Source organism: Streptomyces sp. NPDC030838 (assembly GCF_055572035.1).
Genome location: NZ_JBVIED010000001.1, coordinates 967,878 through 985,289, shown reverse-complemented (window position 1 = coordinate 985,289; position 17,412 = coordinate 967,878). Strand labels below are relative to the sequence as shown.

Here is a 17,412-nt window from a genome sequence, read left to right as displayed (position 1 = left end):
TCCCCCTGTTGTGACACGTTTCCGACACTCCGAGGAGAAACCATGATCGACCATGCGCGTGTGACCTCCTACGGCTCCGGCACCGGCCTGCTCCTGACCCCGGCCGAGCCGGGCACGACCCTCGGCAGCCTGCGGCCCGGGCAGGTGACCGGTGCTCTTCGCGAAGCGGGCTTCCTGCTGCTGCGCGGCTTCCGGCCGGACCTCGAACAGTTCTCGGCGTTCGTCGGCGCCCACTCCGAGCGGGTCACCCTCGACCCGGCCCGCTCCTTCCACGGCGGCTCCACGGCGCAGAAGGTGGACGCCGGATACGACGCGGTCGGCCTGCACCTGGAGAACGGCAACAGCCCGTTCGCGCCCACCCTCACCTGGTTCTTCTGCGAGAAGGCCGCCACGTCCGGCTCGCAGACGACCGTGTGCGACGGCTACCGGGTGTGGGACGCGCTCAGCGAGGAGGCCCGCGGCCTGTTCCGGGAGCACGAGATCGTCTACAGCCGGCGGGTCGAGGAGGCCAAGTGGAAGGCCTTCGCCGCCTTCCACCTCGGCGCCTCCGACGCGGCCTCGGTCACCGTCGACCAGCTGCGCGAGCTGGCCGGCGGGCCCGGCGAGACCACCATCGACCTGCTCGACGACGGCTCGATCCACTACGCGTACCGGGTCTCCGCGGCGCACGGCACCCTCTTCGACGAGCGGCTGGCCTTCGCCAACAGCATCCTCGGCCCCTCCAACCACTACGAGAAGCCGCGCATCACCTTCGCCGACGGCCGGGACATCCCCGTCCACATCCTCAAGGAGGTGGAGAGCGTCACCGAGGACCTCACCGAGGAACTCGACTGGACCGACGGCGACGTCGCGCTGATCGACAACACCCGGGTCATGCACGGCCGCCGCGCCATCACCGACCCCGAGCGCACCATCTACAACGCCCAGAGCGACCTCGACCGCGTCCTGCTGACCGTCTGACGACGCCTCAGCGACCAGGTGCCGCCGGGATTCCCCGGCGGCACCTTCGTGTGCCGTCAGTCCCAGAAGCGCTGCCGCCCCGGCTCCAGCAGCGAGACCAGCAGCTCGCCGTCGCGCTCGCCGCCGACCACCCGGACCGCGGGCCGTTCCCGGCGGGACGGCGGCCAGTCGGCAGCCGGCGCCCCGGACCGTACGAACTCTCCCCACAGGCGCCGCACCCGGGCCCGCAGCGCCGCCAGCTCCTCCTGGTCCGCGTCGGCGAAGAACGGAGCCTCGCGGGCCTCCGGGCGGCCCAGCAGGAACGGGATCTCCGCACAGTGGCAGGCCCGCAGGCCCGCGTTGCGGCCGGGCACCCGCCAGTCGAAGCGGAACAGCCGTACGGCCGCCCCCCAGTCGTCGGCCAGGCCGGCGAACTCCTCGGCGGGAGCGGTGAAGAACGCGTCGGTCTTCAGCTCCTCGAAGGCCACCGGCAGCGCGGCACCGGACGCGTAGTGCGGCAGCGCCTCCTCGGCACGGGCGCCGAACACGGCGGCGAACTCCGTCGCGATCTCGTCCGGCGTCATCGCCGCCGTCGCCGGGTCCATCCCGTACCACAGGGCGCACTCGTGCCGGGTGACGCCCACGAGCAGGTCCAGACCGTCCGGCGGGGGCGCGTGGCGCAGGGCGCGCGGCAGATCGGCCGGGACCACCGTGCCGTCGGCGACGAGCTGGAACGGCGGCCGTACGTCCCCGCGCGGCCGGGGCCGGGTGAGGAGGTGCCGCTGGGCGCGCAGCAGCCGTTCGCCGGACGCCGACCGGGGGTCGTCGCCGTCCAGCGCGGCGAGGAAGTCGTCGGCGGTGCGCGCCGCCTCCTCGCGGGTCAGCGGCGGCATGCCGAGGGGCGCGCTGTGCAGGGCGGCGCGCCGGAACAGCGGGCGCACCGGGGGCAGCGTGAGCAGCGCCGCGAGGGACTGGCCGCCCGCCGACTGGCCGACCACGGTGATACGGTCCGGGTCGCCGCCGAAGGCGTGGATCTCCCGCTTGACCCAGCTCAGGGCCGCGATCTGATCGAGGAGCCCGGCGTTGGTGACATGGGTCGTCCCCGGGGGCGTACGGAAGGACAGGGAGGTGCCCGTGCCCTCGACCGTGGCCGGCTCCGCCCACGACGGGGAGAGGAAACCCAGCGCACCGAGGCGGTAGTTGACGAGGACGACGACGATCCCCTCCTGCGCCGCCAGCTCCGCGCCGTCGTAGCGTGGCAGGTCCGCGCCACCGGTGAGGAAGCTGCCGCCGGGCAGCCACACCAGCACCGGGCGGGGCCCCTCACCGCGGGCGGGGGCCCACACGTTGACCGTCAGACAGGCCTCCGTCTGCGGCGGGTCGACCGGGTCGCCCATCAACGCGGCGAAGGGGGAGGGAAGCTGTAACGGCGCGGTGCCCACCGGGCCGTCCGCGCGCAGGGGTTCGGTCCAGCCGGGGTGGGGGCGGGGCGGGGCGAAGCGGTCCGGGCCGACGGGCGGGGCCGCGTACGGAACGCCGCGGTACGCCGCCACGCCGCCGTCCGGTCCCTCCAGCCGGCCCACGACGGGACCGTCCGACACCTCCGTCTCGATCCGGGTGGTCGCCGGGGCGGCGTCAGCAGCGCGCATGGATCCTCTGTCTCCTGTCGGTCGGGTGGCGTCACTTCGAGGTGGGCGCCGGAACCTGCCCGGACGGGCTGTGCGCCAGCACATAGCGGGCCAGCTCCACCCGCCGCGACACGCCCAACTTGGCGAAGGCGCGGCGCAGATGGGAGTCCACCGTGTGCGCGGACACCGCGAGCCGCTGGGCGGTCTCCCGGTTGGTCAGCCCTTCGGCGACCAGGCGTACGACCCGTACCTCGGACGGCGTGAGGCTGTCCCAGTCGGCCGCCGTGCCGTCCACCGGCTGCGGCGCGGGCCGCGCGGCCGGTCCGGGCAGCGCCCGCGCACCGCCGGGCACGTCCCGGACGATCCCACCGGGCGAGAACCGGGCGCGGCGGCGGACGCGCTCCGCGCCCAGCCCGGCCCCGGCCGCCACGTAGATGCGCTGCGCCTCCTGGAGCATCTCGGTCGCGCGCAGCGGCTCGCCCTGCGCCCGGGTGGCGTCGGCCGCGTCCTCCAGCGCGGAGGCCAGCGCCAGCGGGTGCGACCCGCCGCGGAAGGCCCGTACCGCCCGGTGGAGCGGGGCGGCGAGGCCGCGGTACAGGCCCTGGGCGTGCAGGGCGGCCCCGGCCAGCGGGGTGACGGCGGGGTTCCGCCGGGCGAGCCGGCGGGCCAGGTCGACCGCCTCCGCGGCCTGCTCGTGCGCGCCGGTCCGCAGCGCGATCCGCACCAGGTGCGGCAGGGCCAGCGGATCGGCGGCGAGGAACCAGGTGTGCCGCCCCGGATCGGACCACACGTCCGCCAACTGCCGTACGGCCGCCTCCGGATCGCCCGACGCGTCGAGGTGCAGCGCGGCGGCGAACGCGGCGAAGCCGCCCGCGAGACCGGACGGCGCGCCGGCGGGCGGCTCCAGGTGCGCGGCGGCCCGCTCCAGGTCCCCGCGCACGGTCGCCAGCAGCACCAGCATGGCCTTGAGCGCCGTACGGGTGCCGGGGTCCGCGAACCGCTCGCAGGCCTCCACACCGGCCCGCGCCTCGTGCTCGGCGTCCTCCAGCCGTCCGCAGTGCCACAGCTGCACGGACCGGGCGAGATGCCAGCGCGCGGCCGCCCACACCCAGCCCTGTTCACTGGTGCCGTCCCGCCAGGCCTTCAGCACCTCGGCGGCGTCGAGCGGGCGCCCCGCCGAGCTGAGGATCAGCGCCGGCACCGCCCGTTCCCAGCCGAAGCTGCGCTCCGTGCCGGACGGCCCGGCCGCCACCGCCTCGCCGGCCAGCCGCAGCGCCTCGGTGACATCGCCGGCGCGCTGGGCGCACACGGCGAGCAGCGCCGTGCCCAGGGAGGCCGAAGCCCGGTCGTCCGTGCGCCGGGCCACGCCCACGGCGGACCGGGCCAGGGCGGCGACCCGGGCGGTGTCGTCCCCGGAGTACGCCAGCAGACAGCGGGCCTCCAGCAGCGTGAACCAGGCCCGGCGGCGGGCGGGCGGCGGCGCGCCCTTCGCCGCCCGCCGGAGATGCCGCAGCGCGTCATGCGCGTGCCCCAGGCGCAGCAGCACCTCCACGAGCTCGGCGAACGCGGCGGCCTCGGCGTCGGTCTCCCGGCCCGCCGAGGCGAGCGCCGCGTCGAGCAGCCGGTGGGCCGGGCCGGTCTGCCCGGTGGCCAGCAGCAGCCGTACCGCCGTCTTCACCGGCCCGGCCGCCAGCGGTTCGTACCGGCGCAGATGTGCCAGCAGCGTCCGGGGCAGCTCCTCCTGCTCCCGGCGCGGCACGGCGTCCTCGTGCTGCCGCAGCCACTCCAGGTGGGCCACGCCCTGCTCCAGGTCCTCCTCCGTGCCGGAGAGGATCAGATGCGCGATGCTCTCCGGGCAGGGGCGGCCCTCCGCGTCGCACAGCCGCGCCGCCTCCGCGTGCAGCGCGCGGCGCACGGGGCCGAGCAGGCCGTCGTGCAGGGCCTGGTGAACGAGCGGGGCCCGGAAGCGGAACGCGGTGCCGTCGTCCTCCAGCAGGCCCGCCGCCGCTGCCTCCTGCGCGGCCGTCGCCAGCTCCATCGTCGACCTGCCGGTCAGCGCCGCCGCCTCGCGCAGCGAGAAACGCCGCCCCAGCACCGCGCCGACCTGTAACAGCTCCCGCGTCTGCTGGGAGACCCCGGACAGCACCGGGGCGGCCGCCCGCGCCAGATCGGCGGGCGGATGCGCGCCCAGCACCCGCACCGCACCGTCCTCGGCCCGGATCCGCCCCTCCTCACGGAGCAGGTGCACCAGGCGCTCGATGAGGGAGGGGACGCCGCCCGTCGCGGCCACCACCCGCCGTACGTCCTCGGGCCGCGCCGCGCCCAGGAGTCCGGCCGCCAGCTCCCCGGCCGCCGTCTCGTCCAGCGCGGACAGCGGCACCACCTCGGCGTGCGCGGCGAGCAGCCGGTCCAGGGCTTCGCGGGTGGGCCGTACGACGGGAAAGTCGGTGTACGCGGCCAGCCACAGCACCGGCAGCCCGGCGAGCCGGGGCAGCAGGGTCTCCAGGGCGGCGAGGGTCAGCTGGTCCGCCCACTGCAGATCGTCCAGGACGATCACCAGCGGGGAGCCGGCGGCCCGCCGCTCGATCAGCCGCTGCAGCAGGTCGATCAGCCGGCTCCAGTGCGTCGGCCGGTCGGCGAACGCGGCCAGCGACTCCGCCTGGACGGCACTGACGACCGGACGCGGCCCCGCGCTCAGCGCGGCGAGCAGCGGGGCCATCGCCGAGTGCTGGTCGAGCCGGGCGAGCCGGGCGGTCGACACGGTCATGCCGCGCCGCGCGGCCTGCTCCCCGGCCGTGCGCAGCAGCAGGGACTTGCCCGACCCGGACGGACCGTGGAACACCAGCAGGGAACCCCTCCCCGCCGCCGTCGCGTCCAGCGCGGACCGCAAGGCCGCCCGTTCCCGCTCGCGCCCGACGAGACGCTGGTCCCCAGGTGCCGGCATGGAGTGTTTCCTCCCTGTCTTGCCGCCTCACATCTGCACGCCGCCGCTACCGCCGCGCGAGCGGTCAGCCACCGGGCCGCGCCCGACCGCGGGCCCGGGGCACCGGCTGCGGCTCCGGCTCGGCCGCGCGCACCGCCAGCAGCCCCTCCAGGGCGTGCAGACTCGTCTGGACGACATACCGCGCCGCCGCGGCGGCGGCCTCGGAATCCTGGTCCTCGATGGCCTGGACGAGCGCCGCGTGGGCCTCGATGCCGCACTCCAGGTGCGTGTCCTCACCGGCGAACAGATCCAGGCTCTCCTGCAGCCGCCCGACGAAGAAGCGGTAGCACTCGGCGAGCGTCACATTGTGCGCCGCCTCCACGACGGCCAGGTGCAGCGCGGCGTCCCGCTTGCCGAACTCGGAGTCGTCCCGCCCGGCCGCCTCCCGTCGCGCCTCCAGCAGCTCCCAGAGGCGTGCCATGTCCTCCGGGGTACGGCGCCGGGCCGCCGAGTGGGCCGCCTGGACGTCGAAGCAGAGCTGCACCTCGAACACATCGCGCACATCGGCGAGTTCGATGCTCTGGAGCATCGGCGCCGGGTCGGACACCGAGCGCACGAAGACACCCTTGCCGCGCTGCGCCTGAAGCATCCCGGTGTGCACCAGCGCGCTGATGGCCTCCCGGATGGTGGGGCGGCTCACGCCCAGCTCGGCCGCCAGCTCCGTCTCGGAGGGGATGCGGGAACCGATGGGCCAGGCGCCGTCGGCCAGCTCCTTGTGGAGCAGCGCGATGACCTCGCGGGCCGTCGAGGGCCGGGCGATCGGGCGCAGAGCCATAGGGCAGTCCCCTTGGTGATGTCATGTGTTGTCGTGTTGTCATTGGTTGTCTGACAACTGACATCAGGCTAGTCAATGTCGTCGGGCACGACAAGTTCACGTCCGGCCAATGGGGTTGGCGATCGCGCCATAGGCGGCGAGGAGGTCCGCCGGGTCCGGTCCTTCCAGGACTGCGGGCTTGGCGAGTCCGTGCAGGACGATGAAGCGCAGCAGGTCGCCGCGGGACTTCTTGTCGACCTTCATGGCCTGGAGGAGGCTGGGCCACTGGTCGTGGTGGTAGTGCAGAGGAAGTCCGACCGACTCCAGGATGGTGCGGTGGCGGTCGGCGGTGGCGTCGTCCAAGTGGCCGGTGATTCGCCCGAGTTCGGCGGCGAAGTGCATGCCGACGGCCACGGCGGCGCCGTGCCGCCACGTGTACCGCTCGTTCTTCTCGATCGCGTGGCCCAGCGTGTGGCCGTAGTTGAGGATCTCCCGCAGACCGGTCTCCTTCAGATCCGAGGAGACCACCTCCGCCTTCACCCGGATCGACCGCTCGATCAGCTCGGCGGTGTGCGGACCGGCCGGGGTGCGCGCCGCCTCCGGGTCGGCCTCGATCAGGTCCAGGATCACCGGGTCGGCGATGAACCCGGCCTTGATCACCTCCGCGAGCCCCGAGACGTAGTCGTGCACCGGGAGAGAGTCCAGCGCGGCCAGGTCGCACAGGACGCCGGCCGGGGGGTGGAAGGAGCCGACGAGGTTCTTGCCCTCGGCGGTGTTGATGCCGGTCTTGCCGCCCACCGCCGCGTCGACCATCGCCAGCACGGTGGTCGGGATGGCGATCCAGCGCACCCCGCGCAGCCAGGTCGCGGCCACGAACCCGGCCAGGTCGGTGGTGGAACCGCCGCCCACGCCGACGATCACATCGGTGCGGGTGAACCCGGACTGGCCCAGCGCCTTCCAGCAGTAGGCGGCGACCTCCGCGGTCTTGGCCTCCTCCGCGTTCGGCACCTGGATCGCCACCGCCTCGAAGCCCTGCCCGGCCAGATCGGCGCGCAGCGCCTCCCCCGTCTCGGCCAGCGCCTCAGGATGGATCACGGCCACGCGAGTCGCTTTTACGCCGATCAACTGGCGGAGCCGGCCCGTCAGCTGGCGACCGATCAGGACGTCGTAGGGATCGGTGCCGCCGACGTGGATGCGTGTCGTCATACGTGTTTCAGCTCCAGTGCGTCCAGGACTGCTCGGGCGACCCCGGCGGGGGTGAGACCGTCGGTGGCGACCAGGGCGCGGGCGACCTCGGTGTAGAGCGGCCTGCGGGCCTCCATCAGCCTCCGCCACTGGTCTTGCGGGTTGACCGCCAGCAGGGGGCGGTCGGCGTTCAGCGCGATGCGCCGGGCCGCCTCCTCGGGCTCCATCGACAGACAGACGACGGGGTGTTCGGTGAGCAGCACGCGGGTGTCCGGGTCGAGGATCGCGCCGCCGCCCAGCGCCAGGACGCCGTCGTGCTCGGCGAGGGCCGACCGTACGGCCCGCTTCTCGATGGCGCGGAAACGGGGCTCGCCGTGCGCGGCGAAGATGTCGGCGATCGCTCGGCCCTCGGCGGCGACGATGTCGTCGTCGGTGTCCCGGTAGCCGACCCCGAGCCGCTCGGCGAGCAGCTGCCCGACGGTGGACTTGCCCACCCCCATCGGGCCGACGAGCACGACCAGCGGGCCGGTCATCGGATCGGGAGATGGTCGAGGTACGCGGTGATGTTGCGGCGGGTCTCGGTGACGCTGTCGCCACCGAACTTCTCCGCCACCGCGTCCGCGAGGACCAGCGCCACCATCGCCTCCGCCACGATCCCCGCGGCCGGCACGGCACACACGTCCGAACGCTGGTGATGTGCCGCCGCGGCCTCGCCGGTGACGACATCCACCGTCCGCAACGCCCGCGGCACGGTCGCGATCGGCTTCATCGCCGCCCGCACCCGCAGCAGCTCACCCGTCGTCAGACCGCCCTCGGTGCCGCCGGAACGCCCCGTGACCCGCCTGATGCCCTCATCCGTGGAAACGATCTCGTCGTGCGCCTTCGACCCCGGCACCCGGGCCAGCTCGAAACCGTCCCCGACCTCGACACCCTTGATCGCCTGAATGCCCATCAGGGCGGCCGCGAGACGGGCGTCCAGGCGCCGGTCCCAGTGCACGTGCGAGCCCAGGCCCACCGGCACGCCGTAGGCCAGCACCTCGACCACACCACCGAGCGTGTCACCGTCCTTGTGCGCCTGGTCGATCTCCGCGACCATCGCCTTCGACGCATCCGCGTCCAGACACCGCACCGGATCCGCGTCCAGCTTCTCCACGTCGGCCGGGGTGGGGTAAACGCCGTAGGGGGCCTTCGCGGAGGCCAGCTCGACCACGTGGCTGACGATCTCGATCCCGGCCGTCTCCCTTAGGTACGACCGCGCGACCGCGCCCAGCGCCACCCGCGCCGCCGTCTCCCGCGCCGACGCACGCTCCAGGATCGGCCGCGCCTCGTCGAAGCCGTACTTCTGCATCCCCGCCAGGTCGGCGTGACCGGGGCGCGGCCGGGTCAGCGGCGCGTTGCGCGCCAGGCCCGCCAGCACCTCCGGATCCACCGGATCGGCCGCCATGACCTGCTCCCACTTCGGCCACTCGGTGTTTCCCACCATGACCGCCACCGGCGAACCCAGAGTCAGCCCGTGCCGGACACCACCGAGGAAGGTGACCTCGTCCCGCTCGAACTTCATCCGCGCGCCGCGCCCATAGCCGAGCCGCCGCCGCGCCAGGTGATCCGCCACCATCTCCGTGCTGACCGGCACGCCCGCCGGCAGGCCCTCCAGGACCGCCACCAGCGCCGGACCGTGGGACTCTCCTCCGGTCAGCCACCGCAACCTGCTCACTGCCGCTCCTCACTGCTCGCGGGGATGTCGGGAAACAGCCGGTGCAACTCGGCGTGGAACCCGGGGAACGTCTTGGCCACACAGCCCGGATCGTCCAGCTCCAGCGGCACCCCCGAGCCGAGCGCCAGCACCGAGAACGACATGGCGATGCGGTGGTCGCGGCGGCAGGAGATCCGGGCCGGGGCCGGGCGGCCGGGGTGGACGGTGATCCAGTCGGGGCCCTCCGCCACCCGGATTCCGCAGGCGCGCAGGTTGGACGCCACCGCCTCGATCCGGTCCGACTCCTTCAGCCGGGCGTGACCGATGCCCCGGATGGTGAGGGGGGCGTCGGCGAGGGGTGCGATCGCCGCCAGGGTCATGAAGGTGTCCGAGATCTCGCCCATGTCCACGTCGAAGCCGCCGCGCAGCAGTCCGTCGCCGCTGACGGTGGTGGCGCCCGCCTCGACCCGCACGCGCGCCCCGGTCTTCGCCAGCACGTCCACGAAGCGCAGATCCCCCTGGAGGCTGCCGGTGCCCAGGCCGGGCACGGTGACGGCGCGCCCGGTGACCGCGGCGGCCGCGAAGAAGTACGACGCGGTGGAAGCGTCCGGCTCGATGGCCAGGTCCGTGGGGCGGTAGTGGCCGGGGCGGACGCTGATACGGTCCGCCGACGCCTCGACCTGCGCGCCGTAGCGCCGCATCAGGGCGAGGGTCATGTCGACGTACGGGCGGCTGACCAGCGAGCGGGCGTCGGCCTCGAGGCCGTGCCGCATCAGCGGGGCCGCCATCAGCAGTCCGGACAGGTACTGACTGCTCATCGACGACTCGACCACGATCCGGCCGCCGTCCAGCCCGGCCGCGGTCACCTCCACCGGCAGGGTGCCGTCCGCCGTGCCGACCGTGGCGCCGAGCAGGCCGAGGGCGTCCAGCAGGGGCCGCAGCGGTCGGGCGCGCAGCTGCTCGGAGCCGTCGAAGAGGAAGGTGCCGTCGCCGGTGGCCGCGAACGGCGGCAGGAAGCGCGCCGCCGTCCCGGCGTCGGCGCACCACACCCGGGTCGCCCGCCCGGTCGGGCCGCGGCCGGTTCCCGTGACGTCCCAGTAGACGTCCTCCGGCCCGGCGTCCACCGGGAGGCCGAGGTCGGTGAGGGCGGTGCGGAAGGCCACGGTGTCGTCGCTGACCAGCGGGGCCCACAGCCGGCTGGTGCCGGGCGCCGCCGCGGCGAGCAGCAGCGCACGGTTGGTCAGACTCTTCGAGCCGGGGATACGGGCGGTGCGGGGGAGCGGATCGTCCGCGTGCATGGGCTAGTCGTCCTATCAAGCGAACTGTCAGGCGAACTGTCAGGCGAATCGTGCCGAGGGCGGCCGGCGCGTACGGCGGCCGCCCCCGCGTGATTCACAGCCGGGCGCCCAGCACCTCGGTCATCAGGGCGCCGACGAGGCGTACGCCGTCCTCGGTGAGCACCGACTCGGCGTGGAACTGCATCGAGGCGAAGTGCGGACCGCGCAGGGCGTGCACCTCACCGGTCTCCTGGTCGCGGCTCACCTCCACCACGCCCACGCCCTCGCAGTCGGCCTTGTCCTCGGTGCTGCGCGCGGCGAACGTGTTGTAGAAGCCGACCCGTTCGCGGGTGCCGAAGAGGTCGATCTCCTGCTGCACGCCCTGGTTGGGCACCTCCCGCCGGACCAGCGGGAAGCCGAGCCGCATGCTCAGCACCTGGTGGCTGAGGCAGACGGCGAGGAACGGCCGCCGCTCGGCCAGCAGGGTGTCGACCGCCGAGCGCAGATGGGCGATCTTGGGGTGGGCGATGTCGCGCGGATCGCCGGGACCCGGGCCCATGACGACGAGGTCGTGGCCGTCGAAGGAGTAGGGCTCGTCGAAGCGACGGACCGTCACCTCGAGTCCCAGCGAGCGGAGCTGGTGGTCGATCATCGAGGTGAAGGTGTCCTCGGCGTCCACCACCAGCACCCGGCTGCCCGCCAGATCCGGCGCGGGCCGGGTCCGGCCGGTGTCCGCGGCCAGCCAGAAGCCGGCGAGCGTGGCGTTGCGCCGCTCGAGGGCCGCCCGTACGTCCGGGTGGTCGCCGAAGCGCACGGCGGCGGACGCCGTCCCGGCCGCCGGGGCATCGGTCTGGAGTGCCGCGAGCAGCCCGGCCGCCTTCGCCCGGGTCTCGGCCACCTCGGAGGCCGGGTCGGAGTGGCGGACGAGGGTGGCGCCCACGCCGATCCGTACGCGGCCCGTGGCGTCGATGTCGGCGGTGCGGATCAGGATGGACGAGTCCAGGGCACGGCCGCCGTCGGCGTCGCGGCCGATGAGGGCCACCACGCCGCTGTAGTAGCCGCGGCCCTCGGGCTCGTAGCGGCTGATGACCCGGCAGGCGCTCTCCAGCGGGCTGCCGGTGACCGTCGGGGCGAACATCGACTCGCGCAGGATCTCGCGCGGGTCGCGGGTGCTGTGGCCCTCGATGAAGTACTCGGTGTGCGCGAGCCGCGCCATCTCCTTGAGATACGGTCCCACGACCCGGCCGCCGTCCTCGCAGATCCGGGCCATCATCTTCAGCTCTTCGTCGACGACCATGTACAGCTCGTCGGATTCCTTGCGGTCGGCGAGGAAGTCCAGCACCTCGGGCAGGGCGGGCCCGGCGGGCGGGTAGCGGTAGGTGCCGCTGATCGGGTTCATCACGGCGGTGCCGCCGGAGAGGCTGAGGTGCCGTTCGGGGGTCGCCCCGACGAAGGTCCGGTCGCCGGTGTGCACGACGAACGTCCAGTAGGCGCCCGATTCGCCGCGCAGCAGCCGGCGGAAGAACGACAGCGCGCTGTGCGGGGTGTAGCCGGTGATGTCGGCGACGAAAGAGCGCTTGACGACGAAGTTCGCGCCCTCGCCGGTGCCGATCTCGTCGGCGATGACCCGGCGGACCGTGTCGGCGTAGGTGTCGTCGTCCACGTCGAAGTGGCCGCCGGAGAGCTCGATCGGCACGTCCGGGAGCCGGCGCAGCACCTCGTCGAGGGGGAGTGGGGCCTGCTCGGTGACGGTCATCGCGATCAGCGGTTCGCCGTCGTCGGGGGCGGCGAACCCGCGCTCGGCGATCTGCCGGTAGGGGATGAGCGTCAGCAGCTCGTGCCGGGGGCCGCCGGCGGGCTGCGCCTGCCCGGGGAGCGGCACGTCGGCCAGGGTCGCCGGGGTGGAGATGTCGCCGAGCAGGACGTCCACGGTGTCCGCGCCGCCGGCTTCCGGGCGGTGCAGCAGGGCGAAGGCGGGCGGGTGTGGGGCCAGCACCCGGGCGAGGAGGTCGGCGGGCGCGGTCATACGGTGGCTCCCGCCGTGGTGGGGGCGCCCAGCTGGGCGAGGACGGTGTCGGTGGTGGCGACGACGGCGCAGCGCTGGGCGGCGTACTCGACGGCCTGCCGGTGGTGCTCGGCGGAGAAGTCCGCGACCGCGTCCGCGACGAGGAACGGCCGGATGTCGTGGGTGAAGGCCTCGACGGCGGTCATCAGCACGCCGACGTGGGCGTACACACCGCACACGATCAGCTGGTCGCGGCCCTGCTCGCGCATCCAGTCCAGCAGCCCGGAGCGGAAGAAGGCGCTGTAGCGCCACTTGGTGAAGACCCGGTCGTCCGGCCCCGGCGTCAGCGGCTCGACCACCTCGCGGTCCGCGGGGTCGACGCGCATGCCGGGACCCCAGAAGTCCTTCAGCAGACCGCGCTGTTCGTCGGTCATGCCGCCGGGCTGCGCGGTGTACGCGACCGGCATGCCCGTCGCGACGGCGCGCTCGCGCAGCAGGGCGGCGTTGCGCACGAGCGGGTCGCGCAGGGACGCGGGCAACGGGCGCAGGAAGTAGCGCTGCATGTCGTGGACGAGCAGCACCGCGCGGTCCGGATCGGCGGACCACCGGGCGGTGTTGCCGGGCAGATCGTCCGCCGACGGCAGCGGATACGGCTCGATGGGGGGTATGCCCGCCATGACTTTCCTCTCCTCGGGCGAAGGGCTGTGGGCCCTGGGCGAAGGCTGTGGGGGTGGGCGTGGGGCCTGAGTGGCGGCCCCTGGGACCGACGTACGGCCTCGGTGGCCGCCCGTGCGGCAGCCGTGCGGCCTGTGCGGCTTGTGCCGGCCTGTGCGGCCTGGCGGCCGCCCGCGTGCGGCGGTGTGCCGGTCTACGCCGCGGCCGGCTGCGGTCGGCGGCCCGTCATCCACCAGGCCGAGACCACGGACAGGGCCTGGGCCGGGTTGAGGCGCGGGTCGCAGAAGCTCGTGTAGCGGGTGCCGACGAGGCCGACCTCGGAGGTGTCGCGGACGCACTCGGTGACGTCGTCGGGGGTGGTCTCCAGGTGGAGTCCGCCCGCGACACCGCCCGCCGCGGCGACCGCGTGCTGGAACTCGTCCACCTCGCGCGTGACCGTCTCGACGAAGCGGGACTTGAGGCCGTCCGGTGTGCTGACGGTGTTGCCGTGCATGGGGTCGGTCAGCCAGATCACCGGGTGCCCGGCGGCGCGTACGGCCGCCACCAGCGAGGGCAGTCGCTCGGCGACCGTCCCGGCGCCCATCCGGGCGATGAGGGTGAGCCTGCCCGCCTCCCGCCCGGGGTCGAGCCGTTCGCACAGGGCCAGCAGCTCGTCGACCGTCATACCGGGGCCGACCTTGCAGGCCACCGGGTTGATCACCTCGGCGAGCAGGGCGACATGGGCACCGTCGAGCTGCCGGGTCCGCTCGCCGATCCACGGCCAGTGCGTGGAGGTGAGCAGCAGCCGCCCGTCGGCCTGCCGGCGCAGCATCGGCACCTCGTAGTCCAGCAGCAGCGCCTCATGGCTGGTCCAGACGGGAGCGCCGATACGGGCCGCTCCGGGGGCGCCGAGCCAGCCGAGGTATCCCATGACGTCGCGGGCGGCCTCGTAACCGGACAGCAGCCGCAGCGGGTCGGGGCGGCGCAGCTCCGGGTCGGGCTCCGGGCTGTTCACCATGTGGCCGCGGTAGACCGGCAGTTCAAGGTCGCCGACCCGCTCGGTCGGCCGGGACCGGGGCTTGCCGAACTGGCCGGCCATCCGGCCGACGCGCACCACCGGCCGGGAGGTGTCCATCTCCAGCGACCCGGCGAGCATGTTCAGCAGGCCCGCCTTGCGCGCGACATAGCCCGGGGTGCACTCGGCGGTGTCCTCCGCGCAGTCGCCCGCCTGCACCACATGGGCCTCGCCCGCGGCCACCCGGGCCAGCATGGAGTGCAGTGTGCGCACGTCCTCGGCGTCGACGAGCGCGGGCCGCGCGGCGAGTTCCTTCCGCACCCGCAGCACCTGCGCCTCGTCCTCCCACGGTGGCTGCTGCAACGCCTGTTCATATCGAATATCGAGCAGAGCGTTGTCCACTGGTTTCTCCAATCGCGATGAGGCGTACGGCGATACGGGACGCAAAAGGGGGAAGAAGAATGAGGGGGAGGGGGTCGGAAGAGCGGACCGAAAGCCGGAATCCCCCGGTGGCGACACTGATCGTCCGATGGAATCCGCGACGCCACCAACAAGGTGGGCGGTACTCCGTCAGGTGACGCGGAATCCGTCAAGTGGTCGTCGATATGTCAGGTCGGGGCGGACACAATGACGTCGGCCGGCCGCAGTGTGCCGGTCGATTTCCCGCAATGTTCCCGGTACACAGGTGCGCGTACGAGCGCACACGAAAGGACCGGCGGAACGGACGCTCAGGCTCGGTTCACCGAGCGTTCTGCGCGAGGGCGACGACCGCGTGCGCGGCCGAGGCCAGGGTCACATGACGGTGCCAGCCGCTGAAGGACCGCCCGGAGTAGTCCCGGATGCCCACCCGGTCGGCGATCTCCGTGAAGTCCCGGTCGACCCGGTCGGCCAGCATGCTCAGCCGCACCAGGGAGGCCGGCGGCGCGGTGCTGAGGTTGGTCAGCCACAGCTTGGCGGGCCAGTGCCCGCCCTCGTCGCCGACCCCGAGCAGCAGCACCTCGCCAGGTCCCGAGGACGGCCCCGGGGACGACGCCGGGGACGACCCCGGCAGGTTCGGCAGCCCGGCGACCCGCACGGTGGCGGCCCAGTGGGTCCGTGGCGCCGTGCCCGGAGCGTGGCCCCCGGCCACCACGGGCCGGCGCAGGCCCCTGGCCATGATCATGATCTGCTCGGCGGTCAGCGGCCCCCGGCCGGAGCCGGGCACGGCCGGGTCGGCCACGGTGAGCGGCTGGTCCTCGCAGACGCTCACCAGCAGCGGCAGGCCCGCGGCGTGCAGCCGCTCGAAGATGGGGACGGCGTGCACCTCGCAGGAGTCGAGCACGAGCGGCCGTACCGGCAGCCGCCAGCGCGTCACCGCCTCCTGGCAGGCCTCGACCACGCATTCGCTCATCGTCTCCACGGGCACCCCGTCGGGGATGGACACCTGGCTGCGTCGCAGCTCGTCCTGGAGCCAGGTCTGCGGCAGATGGAGACGCCAGTTGACCGGGGCGCTCGTGTGGTCCGAGGCGGCCCACACACCGATCGCGCGCTGGGCGTTCAGGACCTGGCCCAGGGTGGGGAAGAAGTGCTTGTCGACGCCCACCGAATGCCGCCCGGTCTTGGGGATGATGACCGGCTGGACCACCCACGCCCGCGGTGGGGCGACGCCGATCCAATGGCGGGCGAGCGCCTGGCGGACGGGTTTCCAGTCCCAGGTGGAGGCCGAGATGAAGTGGTGGAGGTTCTGTTCGGAGACCTGCTCGCCGAGCAGCGCGGCGATGTTGCGTATGGACTTGCGGCCCTGCGTCTCGAGCAGACCGCGTAAGTACTGCATGGCCTTTCTGCACTGGTCGCTTCGCGACAGTGAGGTGAAGAGGACCGAGGAGATCTCGGTGAGGACGGCGTCATGGGAGCCGGACGGAAGGGGGGTGGGGGGTGTCCCTCGTGCTGCGGTCGTGGGACGCAGGTCGAGGCTGAGCATGAATCTCCTAACTACCGGTCCTACCCGTGCTGTGGCACATCCGTGGTGAACACATGGGTGCTGGGTGAAGCCCGGGCCGAGAGTAAGGGGCGAAGGGGTGAGTGAGTCATCACCGGCCGGGTGAGAGTGTCAAGTTACCGAACGGTAGTCCCGTTGATGTGGGTGACATCACTCCGGAACCCCGACGCGGGCGCACCGGGCGTCTCCCCGCGCGCTGGCGGCGACCAGATGGGCCACGGAGGCCAGCGTGATGTGCCGGTGCCAGCCGGGGAACGACCGCCCCGCGAAGTCCCGCAGGCCCACGGCGTCGGATATCTCGGCGAAGTCCCGGGCGACCACGCCGGGCAGCCGGGTGAGCCGCAGTGCCGGCACCAGACCGGAGGCGTCGAGGTTGGTCAGCCACAGCCGGCGGTCGGCGCGCCGCCCGGCACGCCACTCCGCCAGCAGGGTCATCGCGTCCTGCCGCGACGGCGACATCAGCACGGGCACCGCCACGGCCGTCGTGCCCCCGTCACCGGGGTTCACCTGCTGCCGCAGCTGCGGCAGGGACTCGGCCAGCTCCCCCGCGCTGCGCAGCAGGTCGCCGTAGTTGGGCAGCTCCGACCGGTCGATCCGCACCGGCGCCGCCGGGCTGATCCGCACCACGAACGGCAGCCCGGTGGACAACAGGAAGCGCGCGACCGAGACGCCGTCCAGCTCCGCGACGTCCACCACCACCGGCAGCCGCGACATCTCCCCGATGTCCATCAGCCCGGCGACGGCCCGCCGCACGCACTCCTCGACGGTGCCGAGCCCGGCGTCCGCGGGGACACCGGCCCGCTGCCGGAGCGGATCGGCCGTCCAGCGGGTGGACAGGCGCAGCTGCCAGTCGACCGGCACCGCCGACCGCTCCGAGGCCAGCCAGGTCCCCACCGCCTGCTGGCCGTAGACGGTTCCCATCGGGGTGGCCTGCGGATCGGTGCCGACGGAGTGCGGACCGGCCTTGGGGATCAGCGTCGCGCCGATCACCCACGCCTCCGGTGCCAGGGCCCGCTGTGCCTGCCGGGCCAGGGCGTGCCGGATCGGCAGCCACTCCCAGGGCGAGGTGCTGATGAAGTGGTGCACGCTCTGCTGCGCCGCCGGGCCGTCGAACTGCGCCGCGAGGTTGCGCAGCGTCTTGCGCCCCCGCACGGACAGCAGCCCGCGCACGTACTGCTCGGCCTTCAGTCGCTGGCCGTTGCGGTGCAGCGATCCGAACAGCCGTCGGCAGGCCTCCGCGTCCAGGGCCGCCGCCGGGCCTGCTCCCGCCCCGTCCCCATGCTCCCGAAAGTTCCCCAAAG

13 protein-coding genes are annotated in these 17,412 nt (G+C 73.7%); 1 reads left to right on the top strand and 12 read right to left on the bottom strand.

The annotated features are described in order from the left end of the window. Positions 1–42: 42 nt before the first annotated feature. The gene (locus ACZ42A_RS04390; RefSeq protein WP_468525612.1) at positions 43–960 is read left to right on the top strand and encodes a TauD/TfdA family dioxygenase; all 918 of its coding nucleotides are present in this window, start codon (positions 43–45) and stop codon (positions 958–960) included. A 56-nt stretch (positions 961–1,016) separates the two neighbouring features. On the opposite strand, the gene ACZ42A_RS04385 is transcribed toward ACZ42A_RS04390, so the two are convergent. The 12 genes from ACZ42A_RS04385 to ACZ42A_RS04330 form a co-directional block, all read right to left on the bottom strand. Beyond that, positions 1,017–2,588, bottom strand: coding sequence for a carboxylesterase/lipase family protein (locus tag ACZ42A_RS04385; protein ID WP_468525611.1), 1,572 nt, complete (start codon positions 2,586–2,588; stop codon positions 1,017–1,019). Positions 2,589–2,619: 31 nt separating this feature from the next. Continuing rightward, positions 2,620–5,511, bottom strand: a complete 2,892-nt coding sequence (locus ACZ42A_RS04380; RefSeq protein WP_468525610.1) for a helix-turn-helix transcriptional regulator — start codon at positions 5,509–5,511, stop codon at positions 2,620–2,622. A 64-nt stretch (positions 5,512–5,575) separates the two neighbouring features. Further along, a complete protein-coding gene (locus ACZ42A_RS04375; RefSeq protein WP_468525609.1) occupies positions 5,576–6,325 on the bottom strand; it encodes a FadR/GntR family transcriptional regulator in 750 nt (249 codons plus the stop codon). 96 nt (positions 6,326–6,421) lie between these two features. Continuing rightward, positions 6,422–7,510 carry a 3-dehydroquinate synthase gene (gene aroB / locus ACZ42A_RS04370; protein WP_468525608.1) on the bottom strand — a complete coding sequence of 363 codons (1,089 nt, stop codon included), beginning with the start codon at positions 7,508–7,510 and terminating at the stop codon, positions 6,422–6,424. Beyond that, positions 7,507–8,022 carry a shikimate kinase gene (locus tag ACZ42A_RS04365; RefSeq protein WP_468525607.1) on the bottom strand — a complete coding sequence of 172 codons (516 nt, stop codon included), beginning with the start codon at positions 8,020–8,022 and terminating at the stop codon, positions 7,507–7,509. The genes aroB and ACZ42A_RS04365 overlap by 4 nt, the downstream gene beginning before the upstream one ends. Next, a complete protein-coding gene (gene aroC / locus ACZ42A_RS04360) occupies positions 8,019–9,203 on the bottom strand; it encodes a chorismate synthase (RefSeq protein ID WP_468525606.1) in 1,185 nt (394 codons plus the stop codon). Before aroC ends, ACZ42A_RS04365 begins: the two co-directional genes overlap by 4 nt. Beyond that, the gene (aroA, locus tag ACZ42A_RS04355) at positions 9,200–10,480 is read right to left on the bottom strand and encodes a 3-phosphoshikimate 1-carboxyvinyltransferase (RefSeq protein ID WP_468525605.1); all 1,281 of its coding nucleotides are present in this window, start codon (positions 10,478–10,480) and stop codon (positions 9,200–9,202) included. Before aroA ends, aroC begins: the two co-directional genes overlap by 4 nt. A gap of 94 nt (positions 10,481–10,574) precedes the next feature. Further along, positions 10,575–12,485, bottom strand: a complete 1,911-nt coding sequence (locus ACZ42A_RS04350) for an anthranilate synthase family protein (protein WP_468525604.1) — start codon at positions 12,483–12,485, stop codon at positions 10,575–10,577. Then, positions 12,482–13,141, bottom strand: a complete 660-nt coding sequence (locus ACZ42A_RS04345) for an isochorismatase family protein (RefSeq protein ID WP_468525603.1) — start codon at positions 13,139–13,141, stop codon at positions 12,482–12,484. Before ACZ42A_RS04345 ends, ACZ42A_RS04350 begins: the two co-directional genes overlap by 4 nt. Before the next feature lie 191 nt (positions 13,142–13,332). Next, entirely contained in the window at positions 13,333–14,535 is a 1,203-nt protein-coding gene (locus tag ACZ42A_RS04340) for a 3-deoxy-7-phosphoheptulonate synthase (protein ID WP_468525602.1), read from the bottom strand. Between the two features lie 337 nt (positions 14,536–14,872). Further along, on the bottom strand, positions 14,873–16,093 hold the full coding sequence (locus ACZ42A_RS04335) for an IS701 family transposase (protein ID WP_468525601.1): 1,221 nt from the start codon (positions 16,091–16,093) through the stop codon (positions 14,873–14,875). A gap of 168 nt (positions 16,094–16,261) precedes the next feature. Next, positions 16,262–17,410: an IS701 family transposase gene (locus ACZ42A_RS04330; protein WP_468525600.1), complete on the bottom strand. Its 1,149-nt coding sequence runs from the start codon at positions 17,408–17,410 to the stop codon at positions 16,262–16,264. Between the last annotated feature and the right edge of the window lie 2 nt (positions 17,411–17,412).